We start from the raw sequence: 14,349 nt of genomic DNA, 5'->3' as shown, positions 1-14,349 counted from the left end.
TCAGTTGGCCTCCGCATTGGAAGAAGAGCCGTCCGCCACCGCGACAACGGTCGTGCGCGGCAGGGCGAGGAGATCGCGGCCCGAAACCAGCACCACATCGACCCCGCGCGGGAAGAGCGCGCGGTTGTCGGCGCGCGCGGCGACGAAACCCTCCGGCAGGCCGACGGGCGTGATGGTTTCGCTGCCGTCGATGCCGGGACCCGTGAGCGTCAGGACCGGGCCGCCGTCGAACGCCGGCAACGCCAGCACCAGCGTCGCCGCCCGGTCGGGGTATTCCTGCGTGCCGGCATGAAGTGCCGCCTGCGCCGGCGGCGTATCGTCTTGCGCACAGAAGACGAAAGCGGCAGCGCCTTCATCCTCCGTCAGCGGGCAGCCGGCGTGAAAGGCGAGCCAGGCGCGCACCGCGTCGCTGCGCAGGGCGGGCGACAGCCACACCGGCGTGTCGGGATCGCAAAGCGTCAGCGCCACCGCCGCAAGACCCGGCTCCAGCGGTGCCGGCGGCTGGAGACAGTCGTCGAGCGTCTTGCGCCTGCCCGGGCGGGCCATTGCCTGCATCAGCGCGGCGAAGACCGCCTGGGACCCGAACACCGGATCGGCGAAACCGCCCTCGATGGCCTTTGCCGTGAACGGGCCTGCGTCGAAGTGAACCGTCTGCATCAGTCGTCTCCGCGTACCATGGTGAAGAAGTCGACCTTGGTCGCGGCCGCCTCGCGTTTCGTCTGTGTCGCCTCGCGGGCCCGGGCCGCGACAAGCGGCACGACTACGGCGGCGTCGATGTCCGCCCGGCGCGCGCCTTGCGCCCAGAGCGCGGCAAGCGTTGCCGAAAGCGTCGCCTTGGCGCGGTCCTGGCCAAGCGCATAGGCGTGGCCGACGGCACCGTCTTCAAGCCGCACCGTGGCGCGGGTCACCGTCGCCTCGCCCAGATTGAACGGCGCGCCATCGCCGCCGATGCGGCCGCGCACCATGACGAGGCCCGTTTCCGGCCCGCGCACGGGCGCCGCTTCTGGCAGCCGCCCAAGCGCCTCGGCGCAGGCGGCGATCTCGCCGGCCGGTGAGGCGGCCAGCACGTCCATCAGGGTCTTCAGTCCGCGCGCGTCACCCCCTTGCGGCTCGGCGCCGGTGGCATGCCCGTTGGCTTGCGATGTCATTCACTCGCTCCGTTTCAATCAGCGGACCGGACCCCCGGCCCGGTCAGGCAGGTCGCGTCTCTTCCGGTCCCGGGTCCCGGCGAGTCGCTGATTTGTATAGTTTTATAGACAACCAACAGCAAGCACTCTATATCCGCCGCATGACGCCTTGATGACCCTCGCGCCCTTCCAGCCGCATCTTGGAAAACCGCTTGCGTCGCACGAAGGAGCGGGCGAAACGGACGCTGAGGCATGCGGACCGACGCCCGGCGGACGCCTGGCGGATGGTGGAAAACGGGGGAGGCAGAAGCAGATGGAAAGCGGGATCGAACGACGCAGCGGCGTCGCGCTGTGGCGCCAGATCGCCGACGACATTCGCGCCGCCATCGGCAACGGCGTCTATGACGCGGCAGGAAAACTTCCGACCGAAGCAGCCCTTGCCGCGCAATTCGACGTCAACCGCCACACCGTACGTCAGGCACTGGCGGCCCTTGCCCGCGACGGCGTGGTCCGAACCGTTCAGGGTCGGGGAACGGAGCTCCTGCCGCGCGCCCGCGTCAGCTATCCGATCGGCGCGCGCACCCGCTTTTCCGCCGGCCTCGGCGGACAGGTGGCAAAGGCTGCGACGCGGTTTCTCGAGACGGCAACGGAGCCGGCAAGCGAGGAGGTCGCACGGGCGCTGGCACTGGCGCCGCAGACCCCCGTTCTGCGCCTGGAAACCGTCGGCGCCGCCGACGGAACGGCGCTGTCGCGCGCGACCCACTGGTTCGACGCCGCACGCTTCGCAGAGCTTCCGGCGCATTGCGCGCAAAGCGGCTCGATCACCCATGCGCTGAAGGCCTGCGGCGTCGGCGACTACAAGCGCCTTTCCACGGAGATTTCCGCCGCCCCCGCAAGCCGGACGGACCGCGAGGACCTCGGCCTGCAGGCCGGCGCGGTGGTCCTGCTCACCACCTCCGTCAATGCCGATCAGGACGGCGTTCCGATCCAGATGAGCCGCAGCCGCTTCGCCGCCGACCGGGTCACGCTGTCGGTGCGCAATGCGCCCGAAAGCGGGGATCGGGACGGGAACGGAGACGGCTAGAGCCTGTACACCGGGGCCACACGGACGGTAGGCTTGGGCATCATGCGGGCGGGGGGAAAAGCGCCATGAACCGGATCGTCGCAATCCTGATTGCTGCAACAGCGCTCGCCCTGACCGGGGCGGCCCGGGCGGAAAAATTCCATTCCGGCAGCTTCATGCTGTCGCCAAGCGCAAAGACCCTGGTGCTGATGGACCCGCCGCCGGATGCGCCCTTGCTCATCGCCGTACAATGCAACGACATCGTCAACGACAGCGAATATCCGCGCTACCGGGTGAATGTGGACGGCGCACAGGTGATCTCGACCTTCAACGAGGAAGGCGGGGCCTTCGTGAAGGGACGCGACATCGCGGTGCAGCTCAATCAGGATCGCCCGGTCCGCCCCTGCACCTGGAAGGCACCGGGCGATGCGACGAAGAGCTTCTCCACCCGGTGGAGCTACGACCCGGCCCGCGACCACACCCTGATGCTGGCCGCCTTCAACACGCCGACGCGCTTCAAGGTCGCCTTCAACGCCAGCAATATCTCCTGCGATCCGGGCACGCTGACGCTCTATCGGGACGGCAAGGAACTGCGGGACCCGGGCGGCGATCCGATGCCGCTGCTGGCCGGCAGCAGCTTCATCGGAACCGCGCGGATCGTGCATGTGACGATCGCCGGCAGTTGCCAGGGCGACGGTCGCTACACCGGAACCGTGTCCGTGCCCACGACCGCCACGAACTAGAGTGCGGCCCCGCGGGGCCGCAGTCCTGCCCGGTCAGGGCAGATAGGTCAGGCTTTCCAGCATCGGCCCGTTCCAGAACTGGAACTTCGCCACCACGGACTTTTCGAAGGGATCGTCCTCGCCCTCGACCGTCTCCTCGCAGCCGGCGAAGAGCATGTCCTGGCTCACCTTGCCGGCCGCCTCGTCATAGGCATAGCCCCAGTTGATCGCCCCGTCGCACCTGCCGAGCCCGGCCACCATCGCCGCAACGCCCGAAGCGCCGGCGGGCGTCGCCAGGAACCGCTTGAAGTCGACCTCCTCGGCCATCGCGCCCGACACCAATGCCGCGCTCAAGACGCAGGTCGCCGCAACTGTCTTCAAACCCGTCATTCCATCCCCTCTTTGCCCGGTGTGTCTGCGGCAGAACGCCGGTCGGCGGCGACCGGGGGCGACCGCCCAGGTGCGGGACATGGCACGAAACCTGGAAAGATCGCGTAAACGCCTGAGCTTCCTCAAGATCTTTCGCCGCACCGACCGCGTCGGGGACGGGCCGGCGGAGCCCGCGCGTCCATGAGCGCAAATGCCGCAGGCATTTTTCAAGCCCCGGATTGCGAAATGTCAAAGCCGGCGGCACCTTTAGTGTTAGTTTATTCGAACATGTGAATATAATTTCCTGCTGCAGGCATTGGCCCGACGGCATGGCAAAAACGAACCTCGGGAGTACGCCCTTGTTGACCACGCGACGTGATTTCCTGGCGATGTCCGCGGGACTGGCGGCGCTGTCCGCACTGCCCGCCGCCTCTTCGGCCCAGAGCGTGAAGACGAATGCCCGTATCTTGATCCTCGGCGCCGGCGCGGCCGGCACCGCGCTCGCCAACCGGTTGTCGGAAACGCTCGACGGGGCCCGGATCACGATCCTCGATCCGCGCATGCAGCACTATTATCAGCCGGGCTTCACGCTGATCGCCGCCGGGCTCAAGCCGGCGGACTACTCGGTTTCCGCGACCGCCGACTGGCTGCCGCGCACCATTGATTGGGTGCCGGAAGCTGCCGCCGAGATCGATCCGGATGCCCGACGCGTCGTGACCACCGGCGGCACAGCCATCGCCTACGACTACCTTGTCGTTGCCACCGGCTTGAAACTCGACTTCGACGCCATCGAGGGAATGTCGCTCGACCTGGTCGGCAGCAACGGCATCGGCGCGGTCTATGCCGGGCCGGAACATGCGGCCAGGACCTGGGAAGAAATGGACCGCTTCACCGACAAGGGCGGCATCGCCCTGTTCACGCGACCGGCGACGGAAATGAAATGCGCCGGCGCACCGCTCAAATACACCTTTCTGACCGATGACTACGCCCGCAAGAAAGGCACTCGGAGCAAAGCGGAACTCGTCTACGCGGCTCACAACGACACCTTCTTTTCGGTTCCCATCGTCGATGAAAAGGTCCGCATGCTGTTTGAAGACCGGGGCGTCGCGTCGGTCCGCAATCATGTCATGACGGCCATCGATCCCGGCCGCAAGATCGCGACCTTCCAGACCCCGGAGGGGTCGAAGGAGATCGGCTACGACTTTACCAACGTCATTCCGCCGATGCGTGCACCCGACGTCATCCGCGACAGCCCGCTGTCGTGGAAAACCGGAAAATGGGTCTCCGAGGGCTGGGTCGAGGTCGACAAGCACAGCCTGCGCCACCTGCGCTATCCGGAGGTCTTTGCAGTCGGCGACGTCGCCGGTGTGCCGAAGGGCAAGACCGCGGCCAGCGTCAAGTGGCAGGTCCCCGTCGTCGAGGCGCAACTCACCGCGCAGATCGCCGGCCGCGACAGCCAGGCGCGCTACGACGGCTACACCTCCTGCCCGCTGATCACCCGCATCGGCCGCGCGATGCTGGTCGAGTTCGACTACGACAACAACCTGACCCCGTCCTTTCCCGGAATCATCGCGCCGCTTGAAGAGCTCTGGATCTCCTGGCTGATGAAGGAAATCGCGCTCAAGGCCACCTACAACGCCATGCTGCGCGGCCGCGCGTAAGGAGCAAGACACCATGAAGGACCTTACCCTTTCCACCCTGCTCGCCGTCTTCGAGGAGATGTTCGGTGTGTTCCTGTTCTGGGGACTCGTGGCCGCCGCACTCGCGGTCACCGCCGCCTTCATCGTGATCGTGCTGCGCGAGCACCGGCTCGAGGGGCACCGTTTCCTGCGTGCCGAACTGATGGCTCCCGTCGGTGCGCTCGCCGCGATCCTCTTCGTGCAATGGATCACCAGTTCGGGCTTTTCCGACATCGGCGGCCCTGTCGATGTCATCGTCTTGATCGCCATCGGCACGACCGGGGCCGTCGGCCTGACGATCGTCACCTATGTCGCACTGGCGCTGATCGCGCCGCGTCGCGAATCCTGAAGCAACCGTCCCCTCCCCAGCAATCCAGGAACCCCACCATGCTGAAAACCCTCCTGTCGGCCGCGCTCGTCGCCGTCACCCTGCCGCTTTCCGCCGCCGTCTCCGCCGAGACCGCCGCGAAGCCCGCGCTCGTCACCGTGCTCGCGGCCCCCGATGCCCAGACGCAGATGATGGCCATGGTGCTGACGATGCAATCCGTGAAACAGGGGTCGAAGGCCCGCATCCTTCTGTGCGGCCCGGCCGCGGATCTCGCGCTCAAGGACGCGCCGGCCTCCGCCACAAAACCACAGAAACCGCTCGGCGTCGGTCCCCAGGACCTGATGCGAAAGCTGATGTCCCAGGGCACCCCGGTCGAAGTCTGCGCGATCTATCTTCCCAACCGCGACAGCGGGCCGGACGTCCTGCTCGACGGTGTTTCGGTGGCCAAGCCGCCGGCAATGGCGGGCCATCTTCTGGCGGAGAATGCACGCATCCTGTCGTTCTGATCGTCCCCCCGGCGTGCAGCCTGTCCGACCTTCGCTCCACGCAACCGCAATCGCACAGACGTCGGCAACCGGCTTGCACCGGGCGCCGGCGTCTTTTCGTTCCGTAGCGGCATCTTCCGGCGCAGCGTCTTCCGGGACAGATGCAGACACCGCGTTTCAGAACACCGCACTCCAGGGGTGCACGGCCGGGCGGGCATCCGGGTGCGTGCGCAGATAGTGGTGCAGCACGTGCAGGAGTTCGCGCACATGGTCGTCGTCGCCGCGCGCCCGTGCATTGCGAATGTCGTCGATGATCATGTCGCGCATCCGCCCCTCGCCGGACTTGTCCTGCGACAGATATTGCGCCAGCCCGCAGGCAACCGTTTCGCTGACATGTTCATGTTCGGCGATCGCGCAGATTTCCTCCTCGCTGAGACCGCTCAGCGCGATGCAGTCCACCAGACTGATCATGATCCCCTCCCCACGTTCCGTGACGGAACATCAAGAGTGTCATCAAATCGTCACGAGGCCAACCTCGCGAAACTGCGGACCCGCATCCGCGAGGGGTAACAGCTTGACCAATCAGCGGTTGCGGACCATCCTCAAGGACCAGGGACAATGGAGCCGGACCGCCGTGCCATGAACTGCCCGAGGCAAACCGATATCGCCGTGATCGGAGGCGGCGCCACCGGATGGATGGCCGCCGCCTACCTCAAGCGCGCCCTGCCCTCGGCGGACATCACCTTGATGGATTCGCCCGATGTCGCCCCGCTCGGCGTCGGAGAATCGCTCAACGACATCTCGCGGCGCTTCAACACGGCGCTCGGACTGGACGAGGCCGAATTTCTCCGGGCAACCGACGGCACCTACAAGATCGGCATCCGCTTCGACAACTTCGACCGCCAGGGGGGCGTGTTCTTCCACCCTTTCGGCAAACCGGAAACCGAAACGCGGGCCCGCCCCGGTGCGCAGGAAGGCTATGCTGCCACCACACTCTGCCGGGAAAACCGCTTCGATCCCGGTCAGGAGGCGCGCGGCTATCACGTCTGCGCCACCCGCTACGGTGCCGTCTTGCGCGATCTGGCGCTGGCGCTCGGCGTCCACCACATTGTCCGCCACGTGGACGAGGTGGTCCGCGATGGCGAGCGCATTGCCCGTGTCGAGGGGCTGGCGGCCGATCTCTTCGTCGACTGCACCGGGTTTCGCGCGCTCCTGATCGGACAGACGCTCGAAACGCCCTTCGACCCGCTGTCGGATCTGCTTCAAAATGATGCCGCCGTCGCCTTGCGTGTGCCCTATGACGCGATCGAGGACCGCCCCGTCCCCTACACCCGCTGCACCGCGGGCGAGGCCGGCTGGATCTGGCGCATCCCGCTCTGGTCCAGGCTCGGCACCGGCTATTGCTACAGTTCCCGCCACATATCGCCCTCGCAGGCCGAGGCCCGCCTGCGCGCGGATCTGGGGCTTAAGGCTGGCGCGGAAGAAAGCGATGGCCTGAAAGCCATGCACATTGCCTTTCGCCATGGTCGCCACCGGCGCGCCCGGCGCGGCAACTGCGTGGCGCTCGGCGGCGCCTTCGGCTTCATCGAGCCGCTGGAATCGACAGGCCTGTCGATGACCCAGGCGGCGATCATGGCGCTCGTGCCCGGCCTTGCCGACCTCGGCGAATGGGACCGCCTGTGCCGCCGCCGCTTCGACACCACCGTCGACTTCATCTTCGCCCACTATTGGCTGAGCAAACGCATGGACACGCCCTATTGGCGGGACCTGAAGCAATGCATACCGAGCCGGCGCCTGTCGGACGTGATCAACGCCGCGGGACGAGGCGATTATCGGGCGATCGAAACCGACCCCGGCTTTTTCTACCGGCCGAACAATTGGGATGTCGTGCTTTCGGGACTGGGCGCCTTCGACGGCCGTCCGCGCATCCCGCCCGCACCGGCTCCCGCCCACGTGTCCCCGGACTTCGTTTCCCATCTCGCCACCCATGTTCACGGAAAGCCCGAATGGTCCCAGCCCAGGAAACCCGAGCCTGCGCCAAGGGCTGCGCAAGGCTAGAGCCGGTTCGCACCCTCACCGTGGACGCCGTCCCGCTGCATCTCTACCGGTGGAGGGACGCGGCCGCCGTTTCGGCCGTGCGCGACGCGGTGCTCGCCCGCGAAGCCGAGATCCTGAGCCTGCCGCGCAGTGCGGACTGGAGCGAACGGCACGATCACGTCGCCTCGTCGCGCTACGCAAGCTACAATCTGCTGGCGCTCGCCGACCCGGCCTTTCAGGCCCTCGGCCACGCGATCCGCGCAAGCATCAACGCGCTGCGCGCGGACCGCGGCATCGCCGAAAGGCCGATGTACATCCAGTGCTGGTCGAACATCCTGCGCAGCGGCGCGGGCCTGCCGCGCCACGCCCACCCCTATCCGCTGCACGGCCATATCAACATCTCCACCTCCGGAAGCGTGACCCGCTACGGAACGACGGAGCCGGTGGAAATCGAAAACAGGCCGGGCGACATCACGTTGTTCGCCAGGCCCGGCCTGTCCCATGACGTGCCGGCCTATAGCGGTGCAGACGCGCGGATTTCCGTCGCCTTCGATCTCTTGCCGGTCGCCTGGGTGGAGGCGGACCCGCGCTGGAAGAGGCGCCACGCGGAGCGCAGCTTCATCCGCTTGTGAGCGCCGCTCCCCGTCGCCCCGGACACCTCTCTCCCTCGCCCGTCAGCGCCGCCCGGATCTCCCGGTCCAGGGCCGCCAAATCGCCCTCCCGCAGACCCGCAAGCCGCGCTCTCGCGATCGCCCGGCCGCAGCGCAGCGGCGAAAGAGCAAGACCGCCATCGATCAGCCGGGGACTGCCGCCGCGCGCCGCCGCCGCGTCCTCATAGAAGAATTTCGGCATGGAGATGCGCGTCAGTTCATCGAACTCGCGCGCGCGCAACGCGGTCTCGACCCGAGGATCGAGCGCGACGGAAGTCGGCAACTCGCACAACATCGTCTCAAGCCACGCCGGCGCGCGTCCGCGCGCCAGATAGCCGGCCATCAACTCGCCATAGAGAACCGTCGCGCGCAGGACGAACCGTCCGCCGCCCGCCGGAGCGCGCAACGGCCCGCCATCCGCCAACAGTCCCTCGCGCAAGCGAAGGGCATCGCCCGCCGCCTCGTGAAATCCGCGCAACACCTCTTCGGCGCGCCCGCGAGCCGAAACGGCGCGTCCGTCAAGCCGGGGCAGGTTGGCGAGACCGTCGTCGGCGATGTCGCGCCGGGCGAGCACCAGGCGGCCGTCCGCCCCGACGCTGAAATGGCGGACGCTGTGGCGCGGCGCGACCGACACCGCGAGACCGGCGCGCGCACGCTCCGGTTCGGCCCCGGCTGTCGGCAAGAGCCCGGTCTGCGCAAGCGGTGGCGCGGGCTCATCGGCACCGGGGTAAAAACAGGTCTCGCAGTCGATCAGCCACGGCGCTGCGCCCCGCGCGACGAGATTGGAGGCAACCGCGTCGCGCGAATTCGTCAGCCACAACCAGAACAGCAACTGGCCGGCGTGACGGAAATAGGCCTCAAGCTCCGCGCTGTCGGTCGCAGCGCGCGGATCGACCCACCGGCTCCAACCGTAGTCGCCGCACTTCAGCGTTTGCGGTGCGTACAGCACGGAGGCCGCTCCCTGACCGCGAAGCCATTCGCCGAGCGTGTGCCACACAAGCTCGCGCTCGACCGGGCGCGGCTTGTAGGCAATCCGAGTGCCGTCGTCGAAGTCGATCCGCCGCACGCAGGCGCCGCGATGATACTCGCCGCCGGCACCGACGAGGCCGACGACACGCGCCGCGCGGGGAACGGCGAACATCTCCTCCAGCGCCGCCGCATCCGCGGCAAGCCGCGTCATCACCGCCGAAAGACCATCCGTCCAGTCCGCCAGGAAGACGGCGAGATGAACCGCCAGACCGCGCGCGCCATCGCGCCGCGCCGCATCCTGGAAGGCATGAAATCCGCCCGTCCCCGCCAGGCCGGACAAGGGCAGTGCGGCCCCGGCCGCTTGCGCCATCGCCGTCTCGGCAAGCGCGATGCCGGCAAGGACGTTTGCGCCTTCGCCAACGAGACCGCGCAAGGCGTCCCGCGTGATCCGCGCGCCGGTCTCCGGATCGCCTGCGCCCGCGCGCGAAACCGCCTCCGCCACCGCATGTTCGGCCAGCGCCCGACAGGTCTCGAACCCGGGCAGGTCCTCCGCCCGGCCGCGATAGATCATCCGGGCGGGCAGAGCGTGAGCAGCCCGTCGCGGGCAAGCCGGCGTATCAGTTCGACACGCGCGTCGAGCGCAAGCGGTTCCGGCAGGTCACGCGCGCAAAACGGTGCTTGGGAGCGCGCGATCCAGCGCAGCGCGCCGCCGGCCACCAGCGGCGCCTCGATGCAGCCGGGCTGAAGGTCCTCCTCCGTCGCAAGGCCGATCCCGGGAAACTGGATGCGCACCGCATCCCCCGTCTCGTAGATATGGCAGGGGCACTCGGGACGCCGGAGCACGGATGTCCCGGCATCGATCTCTCCGGCCCGCGTCGCGACCTTGATGTGGTCGCCCGGCAAGGGGCGAAGCTGCGCGCCGAAATTCTCCATAAGGCGTTCCATCGCCAGCTTGCGCGGACGCGCCTTGCCGGCAATCTTCGCGAACACTGCGGTCTTTTCCGCCAGCAGCGCCTCGAACGCCTCGCCGTCATGCTGGAGGATCGAGCTTCGAAAGGCCGGGTCCTGCTCCGCCGCGATCTGCACCATCGCGGCGAGATAGTCGACCCAGCGCATCGGCCGGAACCCCATGGTCAGATGCAGGGAGTGGCCCTCAAGCGTATGCGGCCCGTGCACAAGACCGCGCGGCACATACAGGAGATCGCCCGGCTCCAGATCAAAAACAGCGGTCGGCTCGCCCACGCTGGCCTGATCGATCAGATGGATCTGCCGGTCGATCGGAAGCTCCAGCCGCTGATCGAACAACGGCCAGCGCTTGCCGCCCTCAAGCTGCAGGATAAAGACGTCATGCGTGTCGAAATGGGCGAGAAACCCCTGCTGGTCGGCCGGCGTCAGAAAGCCGTTCGCCGCGACCTTTCCGCCGAATTCCGCCTCGATGGCGCGCGCCACGCGCGCCACCGGCACCGACATCGTGTCCATGCCGTTGAGGATCAGCGTGCATCCGTCGGCCAGCCTGTCCACCGACCAGCGAAAAAGGCTCTTGCCCTGCGAGGGATGCGGCAGCGCGAAATAGCTGCCCTGCCGGTTGACCCTGAGCACCCGGCGCAGCTTTTCCTCCTGCGACCAGAGCAGATGTTCAAACCCCTCGATGTCGGGAAACCCCGGGTAGCGCTCCGCCACGCTGCGCCCCGTGAGATGCAGCGGACGCTTTTCGTAGTAGTCAGCGAAAAACGTCTCCACCGACACCGGCGCGAGCATCGAGGCGAGGCCCGCCGACGCTTCCGCCGGCGTGCTTGCCTGTACGGTCATGACGCCCTCCCGCGCTCAGAACAACTCGAGCTGAATGCCGATCACTTGGGCGGCGATCGTCAGGAGGTCTTCCTTGTCGAGCTTCAGGAGATCCGGCGGTGACGGGATGACGATGTTCTTGTGGGTCTTGGTATCGAAATGGAACTGGACCTTGACGTCGCCGCCCTCCTCGAATTCGAAGCCCTCCTCCTCGAGCATCCGGTGCGGATGTTCCTCGAGTTTCCTGGCGTAATCGGGATCGGTCCAGGCCTTGACCACGATCCGCGCCATGATGTCGCGATTGCCCTTGGCATCCTTCGGTGAGCTGACCATTTTCAAATATCTCCCTGAAAAAAAGACCCGAAATCAGAACGCCCCGCCGCTGCGGCAGGTCGAAACAACGCACAGTCACGACCAGAAAAACGCAAAGAAGTGGAAGACTGCGCGCAAAAAGAGTACCCGGAAACACCAGAAAAGTTCAACATCCCAAATTTCGCGCAAAAAGTGCAAATCCATGCGGACGTCGGCGATGGCGCGCCGAATTGCGTGGCGGTGTCGGCGCAATGGCGAGCAGGCAGCGCCGCTCAGGCGACCAGCTTGCGCTCCAGGCCGCAGAGCATGTCGAGACAGGACTGCAGCTGGTCGCGGCTGACGAATTCGTCAGGCTTGTGCGCCTGGGCAATCGAGCCCGGCCCGCAGACGACGGCGGACATGCCGAACGCCTGGAAAATACCGGCTTCCGTTCCGAAGGCGACCACATCCGCGCCATTGGCGCCGGTGAGCTCTGAAACGATCCGCCGTGCCTCGTTCTCGTCGGCGGGTTCGAGCCCGGCGACCTCGCCGATCACCTCGATCACGATCTCCGCGTCCTTCGACACCGCCCGCATCGCCGGCAGCAGTTCCTCCGCCACATAGGCCTCGATGCGCGAGCGCACGAACAGCCGGTCGGCCTCCGTCACGGGCCGCATCTCCCAGTCGACGCTGCAATGGCCGGGAATGACGTTATGCGCCACGCCGCCGACGAGCCGCCCGACCTGCACCGTCGTCCAGGGGGGATCGAAGCGGCTGCCCTGCGGCGCGCGCTCCTTCAGCGCCTCGCGCAGCTCCATCAGCCGCGAGACGTAGCGCACGGCATATTCGACCGCGTTGACGCCGGCGTCCGGCGCGGAGGCATGTCCCTCCAGCCCGGTGAACCGCGTGGTGTATTCGCAGCAGCCCTTGTGGCCCTCGATGATGCGCATTTCCGTCGGCTCGCCGATGATCGCCACCGACGGACGCAGCTTCATCCGCACCAGATCCTCGACCAGTTGCTGCGCGCCGAGGCAACCGACCTCCTCATCGTAGGTGATAGAGAAATGCAGCGGCCGCGTCAGCTCTCGCGCGGCATAGCGCGGCGCCACCGCCATGGCGGCTGCGATGAAGCCCTTCATGTCGCAGCTGCCGCGCCCGTAGAGCAGCCCGTCCGCCTCGCGAAGCGCGAAGGGATCGGACGACCAGTCCTGATCCTCCACCGGCACCACGTCGCTGTGCCCCGACAGCACGATGCCGCCGTCGGTCTCCGGTCCGAGGGTCGCGAAGAGATTGGCCTTGTGACCGGTGGGGTCGACCATCACCTGGGTGCGTGCGCCCAGCGCGCCGAGATAGTCGGCCGCATAGGCGATCAGCTCCAGATTGCTGTCGCTCGTGACGGTGGGAAAGGCGATCAGCTCGGCCAGAATGTCGCGCGTGTCGTCGATCAGGGCCATCGGGCTCTCTCCGTTTCGGCTACGCAGTCCGTCGCTCAGGCCTTGACGATCAGCTCTCGCGGCCGCTTGCACAGGCATTCGGCCGGCCCCTCGGGCAGGATCAGGATGCTTTCGGTGATTTCCAGTCCCCAGGAATCCATCCAAAGGCCCGGCATGAAGTGGAACGTCATGCCGGCTTCCAGCACCGTGTCGTCGTCGGGCCTAAGCGAGATCGTTCGCTCGCCCCAGTCGGGCGGATAGGAAACGCCGATCGGATAGCCGCAGCGCGCCGCCCGGTCGATGCCGGCCCTGGCCAGCGGCGCGCCCAGCGCCTCGGCGATATCGGCGGCGGTGTTGCCGGCGCGTGCAGCGTCCAGACCGGCTTCCAGCCCCTCGACCAGCGCCATCTCCGCGTCCAGCAGATACTGCGGCGGCTTGCCGAGAAACACCGTCCGGCAGAACGGCGCGTGATAGCGCCGGTAGCAGCCGGCGATCTCGAAGAAGGTCGCGGTCTCCGCCTCGATCAGCCGGCCGTCCCAGGTCAGATGCGGCGCGGCGGCGTCCGATCCGCTCGGCAGCAGCGGCACGATCGCCGGATAGTCGCCCCAGGCGTCCTCGGTGCCGCGGATCGCGTCGGCATAAATTTCCGCCACGAGATCGGTCTTGCGCATGCCCGGACGGATGCGCTCGACAATGCCGTCGATGATCTTTTCCGAGATCCGCGCGGCGCGGCGCATGAAGACGATTTCCTCCTCGGACTTCACCGCCCGCTGCCAGTTGACCAGCGCGGTCGCATCGACGAATTCCGCTTCCGGCAGCTCGCTTTGCAGCGTCAGGAAGGCCTTGGCCGAGAAATAGTAGTTTTCCAGTTCCACGCCGACGCGCTTGTTGTCGTAGCCGTAGCTGCGGATGATCGCGGCCAGCGTCTCCATCGGGTGGCGCAGCGTCGACTGGACGTAGAAATCGGGATAGCCGGAGACCCGCTCGTCATCCATCCACACGGTGCGGATCGCGCCATTGGCATCCTGCAACCGTCCCCACCAGATCGGCTCCGCGTCGTGAAACACCAGAACGCCCTGGTGGACGTAGAACGACCAGCCGTCGTAGCCGGTCAGCCAGGCCATGTTCGACGGATCCTCGACGAACAGAATGTCGATGTCCTCTTTCCGCATGGCGGCACGCACTTTTTCCAGGCGGCGCGAGAACTCTGCTGCGGAAAACGGTAATTCAGACGCCGGCATGAGCCCCCCTGTTTGCATCCGGAAAAAGTGAACCTCTCTCGCGTTGTACACACGCCGAGCCGCCTTTGGACAGAGGGTTTTTCGTTTGTGTCGCCTTTGCGTGCCTTCGGTGTCGTCCGGCAGGATTGACGCAGGGCGCGCTGCGTGCTCGCCTGCCCGCTCATGAC

16 protein-coding genes are annotated in these 14,349 nt (G+C 66.9%); 7 read left to right on the top strand and 9 right to left on the bottom strand.

What is annotated here, in order from left to right:
- Together phnH and phnG are read right to left on the bottom strand one after the other, a co-directional pair.
- Complete coding sequence (gene phnH, locus LC092_RS07280; RefSeq protein WP_224805789.1) at positions 1-657, bottom strand: phosphonate C-P lyase system protein PhnH; 657 nt, start codon at positions 655-657, stop codon at positions 1-3.
- Positions 657-1,148: a phosphonate C-P lyase system protein PhnG gene (gene phnG / locus LC092_RS07275; RefSeq protein ID WP_224805788.1), complete on the bottom strand. Its 492-nt coding sequence runs from the start codon at positions 1,146-1,148 to the stop codon at positions 657-659. Before phnG ends, phnH begins: the two co-directional genes overlap by 1 nt.
- 292 nt (positions 1,149-1,440) lie before the next feature.
- On the opposite strand from phnG, the gene phnF reads away from it, so the two are divergent.
- Positions 1,441-2,211 (top strand): phosphonate metabolism transcriptional regulator PhnF, encoded by a 771-nt coding sequence (gene phnF, locus LC092_RS07270; protein WP_224805787.1) that lies wholly within the window; start codon positions 1,441-1,443, stop codon positions 2,209-2,211.
- A gap of 65 nt (positions 2,212-2,276) precedes the next feature.
- A complete protein-coding gene (locus LC092_RS07265) occupies positions 2,277-2,933 on the top strand; it encodes a hypothetical protein (protein WP_224805786.1) in 657 nt (218 codons plus the stop codon).
- Between the two features lie 33 nt (positions 2,934-2,966).
- Here LC092_RS07265 and LC092_RS07260 read toward each other — a convergent pair whose 3' ends face one another.
- Complete coding sequence (locus tag LC092_RS07260) at positions 2,967-3,302, bottom strand: hypothetical protein (protein WP_224805785.1); 336 nt, start codon at positions 3,300-3,302, stop codon at positions 2,967-2,969.
- Between the two features lie 308 nt (positions 3,303-3,610).
- On the opposite strand from LC092_RS07260, the gene LC092_RS07255 reads away from it, so the two are divergent.
- The 3 genes from LC092_RS07255 to LC092_RS07245 are packed head-to-tail and all read left to right on the top strand — an operon-like array spanning position 3,611 to position 5,794.
- Positions 3,611-4,942: an FAD/NAD(P)-binding oxidoreductase gene (locus tag LC092_RS07255; RefSeq protein WP_224805784.1), complete on the top strand. Its 1,332-nt coding sequence runs from the start codon at positions 3,611-3,613 to the stop codon at positions 4,940-4,942.
- 13 nt (positions 4,943-4,955) lie between these two features.
- Positions 4,956-5,309 carry a DUF5368 domain-containing protein gene (locus LC092_RS07250; RefSeq protein ID WP_224805783.1) on the top strand — a complete coding sequence of 118 codons (354 nt, stop codon included), beginning with the start codon at positions 4,956-4,958 and terminating at the stop codon, positions 5,307-5,309.
- Between the two features lie 38 nt (positions 5,310-5,347).
- A complete protein-coding gene (locus tag LC092_RS07245) occupies positions 5,348-5,794 on the top strand; it encodes a hypothetical protein (RefSeq protein ID WP_224805782.1) in 447 nt (148 codons plus the stop codon).
- A gap of 156 nt (positions 5,795-5,950) precedes the next feature.
- Here LC092_RS07245 and LC092_RS07240 read toward each other — a convergent pair whose 3' ends face one another.
- Positions 5,951-6,244: a hypothetical protein gene (locus LC092_RS07240; protein ID WP_224805781.1), complete on the bottom strand. Its 294-nt coding sequence runs from the start codon at positions 6,242-6,244 to the stop codon at positions 5,951-5,953.
- Positions 6,245-6,391: 147 nt separating this feature from the next.
- On the opposite strand from LC092_RS07240, the gene LC092_RS07235 reads away from it, so the two are divergent.
- A complete protein-coding gene (locus tag LC092_RS07235; protein ID WP_224805780.1) occupies positions 6,392-7,831 on the top strand; it encodes a tryptophan halogenase family protein in 1,440 nt (479 codons plus the stop codon).
- Positions 7,780-8,442 carry a 2OG-Fe(II) oxygenase family protein gene (locus tag LC092_RS07230; protein ID WP_224805779.1) on the top strand — a complete coding sequence of 221 codons (663 nt, stop codon included), beginning with the start codon at positions 7,780-7,782 and terminating at the stop codon, positions 8,440-8,442. The genes LC092_RS07235 and LC092_RS07230 overlap by 52 nt, the downstream gene beginning before the upstream one ends.
- Here LC092_RS07230 and LC092_RS07225 read toward each other — a convergent pair.
- From LC092_RS07225 to doeA, 5 genes are all read right to left on the bottom strand, one after another.
- Positions 8,429-10,000 (bottom strand): type 2 lantipeptide synthetase LanM, encoded by a 1,572-nt coding sequence (locus LC092_RS07225; RefSeq protein WP_224805778.1) that lies wholly within the window; start codon positions 9,998-10,000, stop codon positions 8,429-8,431. The genes LC092_RS07230 and LC092_RS07225 overlap by 14 nt on opposite strands.
- Entirely contained in the window at positions 9,997-11,238 is a 1,242-nt protein-coding gene (locus LC092_RS07220; RefSeq protein WP_224805777.1) for a cupin domain-containing protein, read from the bottom strand. The genes LC092_RS07225 and LC092_RS07220 overlap by 4 nt, the downstream gene beginning before the upstream one ends.
- 15 nt (positions 11,239-11,253) lie before the next feature.
- Positions 11,254-11,550, bottom strand: coding sequence for a nitrile hydratase subunit alpha (locus LC092_RS07215; RefSeq protein WP_224805776.1), 297 nt, complete (start codon positions 11,548-11,550; stop codon positions 11,254-11,256).
- Positions 11,551-11,801: 251 nt separating this feature from the next.
- Entirely contained in the window at positions 11,802-12,962 is a 1,161-nt protein-coding gene (argE, locus tag LC092_RS07210) for an acetylornithine deacetylase (RefSeq protein WP_224805775.1), read from the bottom strand.
- Between the two features lie 35 nt (positions 12,963-12,997).
- Complete coding sequence (gene doeA / locus LC092_RS07205) at positions 12,998-14,182, bottom strand: ectoine hydrolase DoeA (RefSeq protein WP_224805774.1); 1,185 nt, start codon at positions 14,180-14,182, stop codon at positions 12,998-13,000.
- Positions 14,183-14,349: the final 167 nt, after the last annotated feature.

This window comes from Stappia stellulata (genome assembly GCF_020176715.1).
GTDB lineage: Bacteria > Pseudomonadota > Alphaproteobacteria > Rhizobiales > Stappiaceae > Stappia.
Note: the sequence above shows the minus strand (reverse complement) of the source record. Positions and strands in the feature narration are given on the sequence as shown.

What these genes read in the sequence shown, in the direction of transcription:
- LC092_RS07250 (WP_224805783.1), top strand. Translation starts at nt 4,956, where the DNA reads ATGAAGGACCTTACCCTTTCCACCCTGCTCGCCGTCTTCGAGGAGATG.
- LC092_RS07240 (WP_224805781.1), bottom strand. Translation starts at nt 6,244, where the DNA reads ATGATCAGTCTGGTGGACTGCATCGCGCTGAGCGGTCTCAGCGAGGAG.
- phnH (WP_224805789.1), bottom strand. Translation starts at nt 657, where the DNA reads ATGCAGACGGTTCACTTCGACGCAGGCCCGTTCACGGCAAAGGCCATC.
- argE (WP_224805775.1), bottom strand. Translation starts at nt 12,962, where the DNA reads ATGGCCCTGATCGACGACACGCGCGACATTCTGGCCGAGCTGATCGCC.
- doeA (WP_224805774.1), bottom strand. Translation starts at nt 14,182, where the DNA reads ATGCCGGCGTCTGAATTACCGTTTTCCGCAGCAGAGTTCTCGCGCCGC.
- LC092_RS07215 (WP_224805776.1), bottom strand. Translation starts at nt 11,550, where the DNA reads ATGGTCAGCTCACCGAAGGATGCCAAGGGCAATCGCGACATCATGGCG.
- LC092_RS07220 (WP_224805777.1), bottom strand. Translation starts at nt 11,238, where the DNA reads ATGACCGTACAGGCAAGCACGCCGGCGGAAGCGTCGGCGGGCCTCGCC.
- LC092_RS07235 (WP_224805780.1), top strand. Translation starts at nt 6,392, where the DNA reads ATGGAGCCGGACCGCCGTGCCATGAACTGCCCGAGGCAAACCGATATC.
- phnG (WP_224805788.1), bottom strand. Translation starts at nt 1,148, where the DNA reads ATGACATCGCAAGCCAACGGGCATGCCACCGGCGCCGAGCCGCAAGGG.
- LC092_RS07245 (WP_224805782.1), top strand. Translation starts at nt 5,348, where the DNA reads ATGCTGAAAACCCTCCTGTCGGCCGCGCTCGTCGCCGTCACCCTGCCG.
- LC092_RS07255 (WP_224805784.1), top strand. Translation starts at nt 3,611, where the DNA reads ATGGCAAAAACGAACCTCGGGAGTACGCCCTTGTTGACCACGCGACGT.
- LC092_RS07260 (WP_224805785.1), bottom strand. Translation starts at nt 3,302, where the DNA reads ATGACGGGTTTGAAGACAGTTGCGGCGACCTGCGTCTTGAGCGCGGCA.
- LC092_RS07265 (WP_224805786.1), top strand. Translation starts at nt 2,277, where the DNA reads ATGAACCGGATCGTCGCAATCCTGATTGCTGCAACAGCGCTCGCCCTG.
- LC092_RS07225 (WP_224805778.1), bottom strand. Translation starts at nt 10,000, where the DNA reads ATGATCTATCGCGGCCGGGCGGAGGACCTGCCCGGGTTCGAGACCTGT.
- phnF (WP_224805787.1), top strand. Translation starts at nt 1,441, where the DNA reads ATGGAAAGCGGGATCGAACGACGCAGCGGCGTCGCGCTGTGGCGCCAG.
- LC092_RS07230 (WP_224805779.1), top strand. Translation starts at nt 7,780, where the DNA reads ATGGTCCCAGCCCAGGAAACCCGAGCCTGCGCCAAGGGCTGCGCAAGG.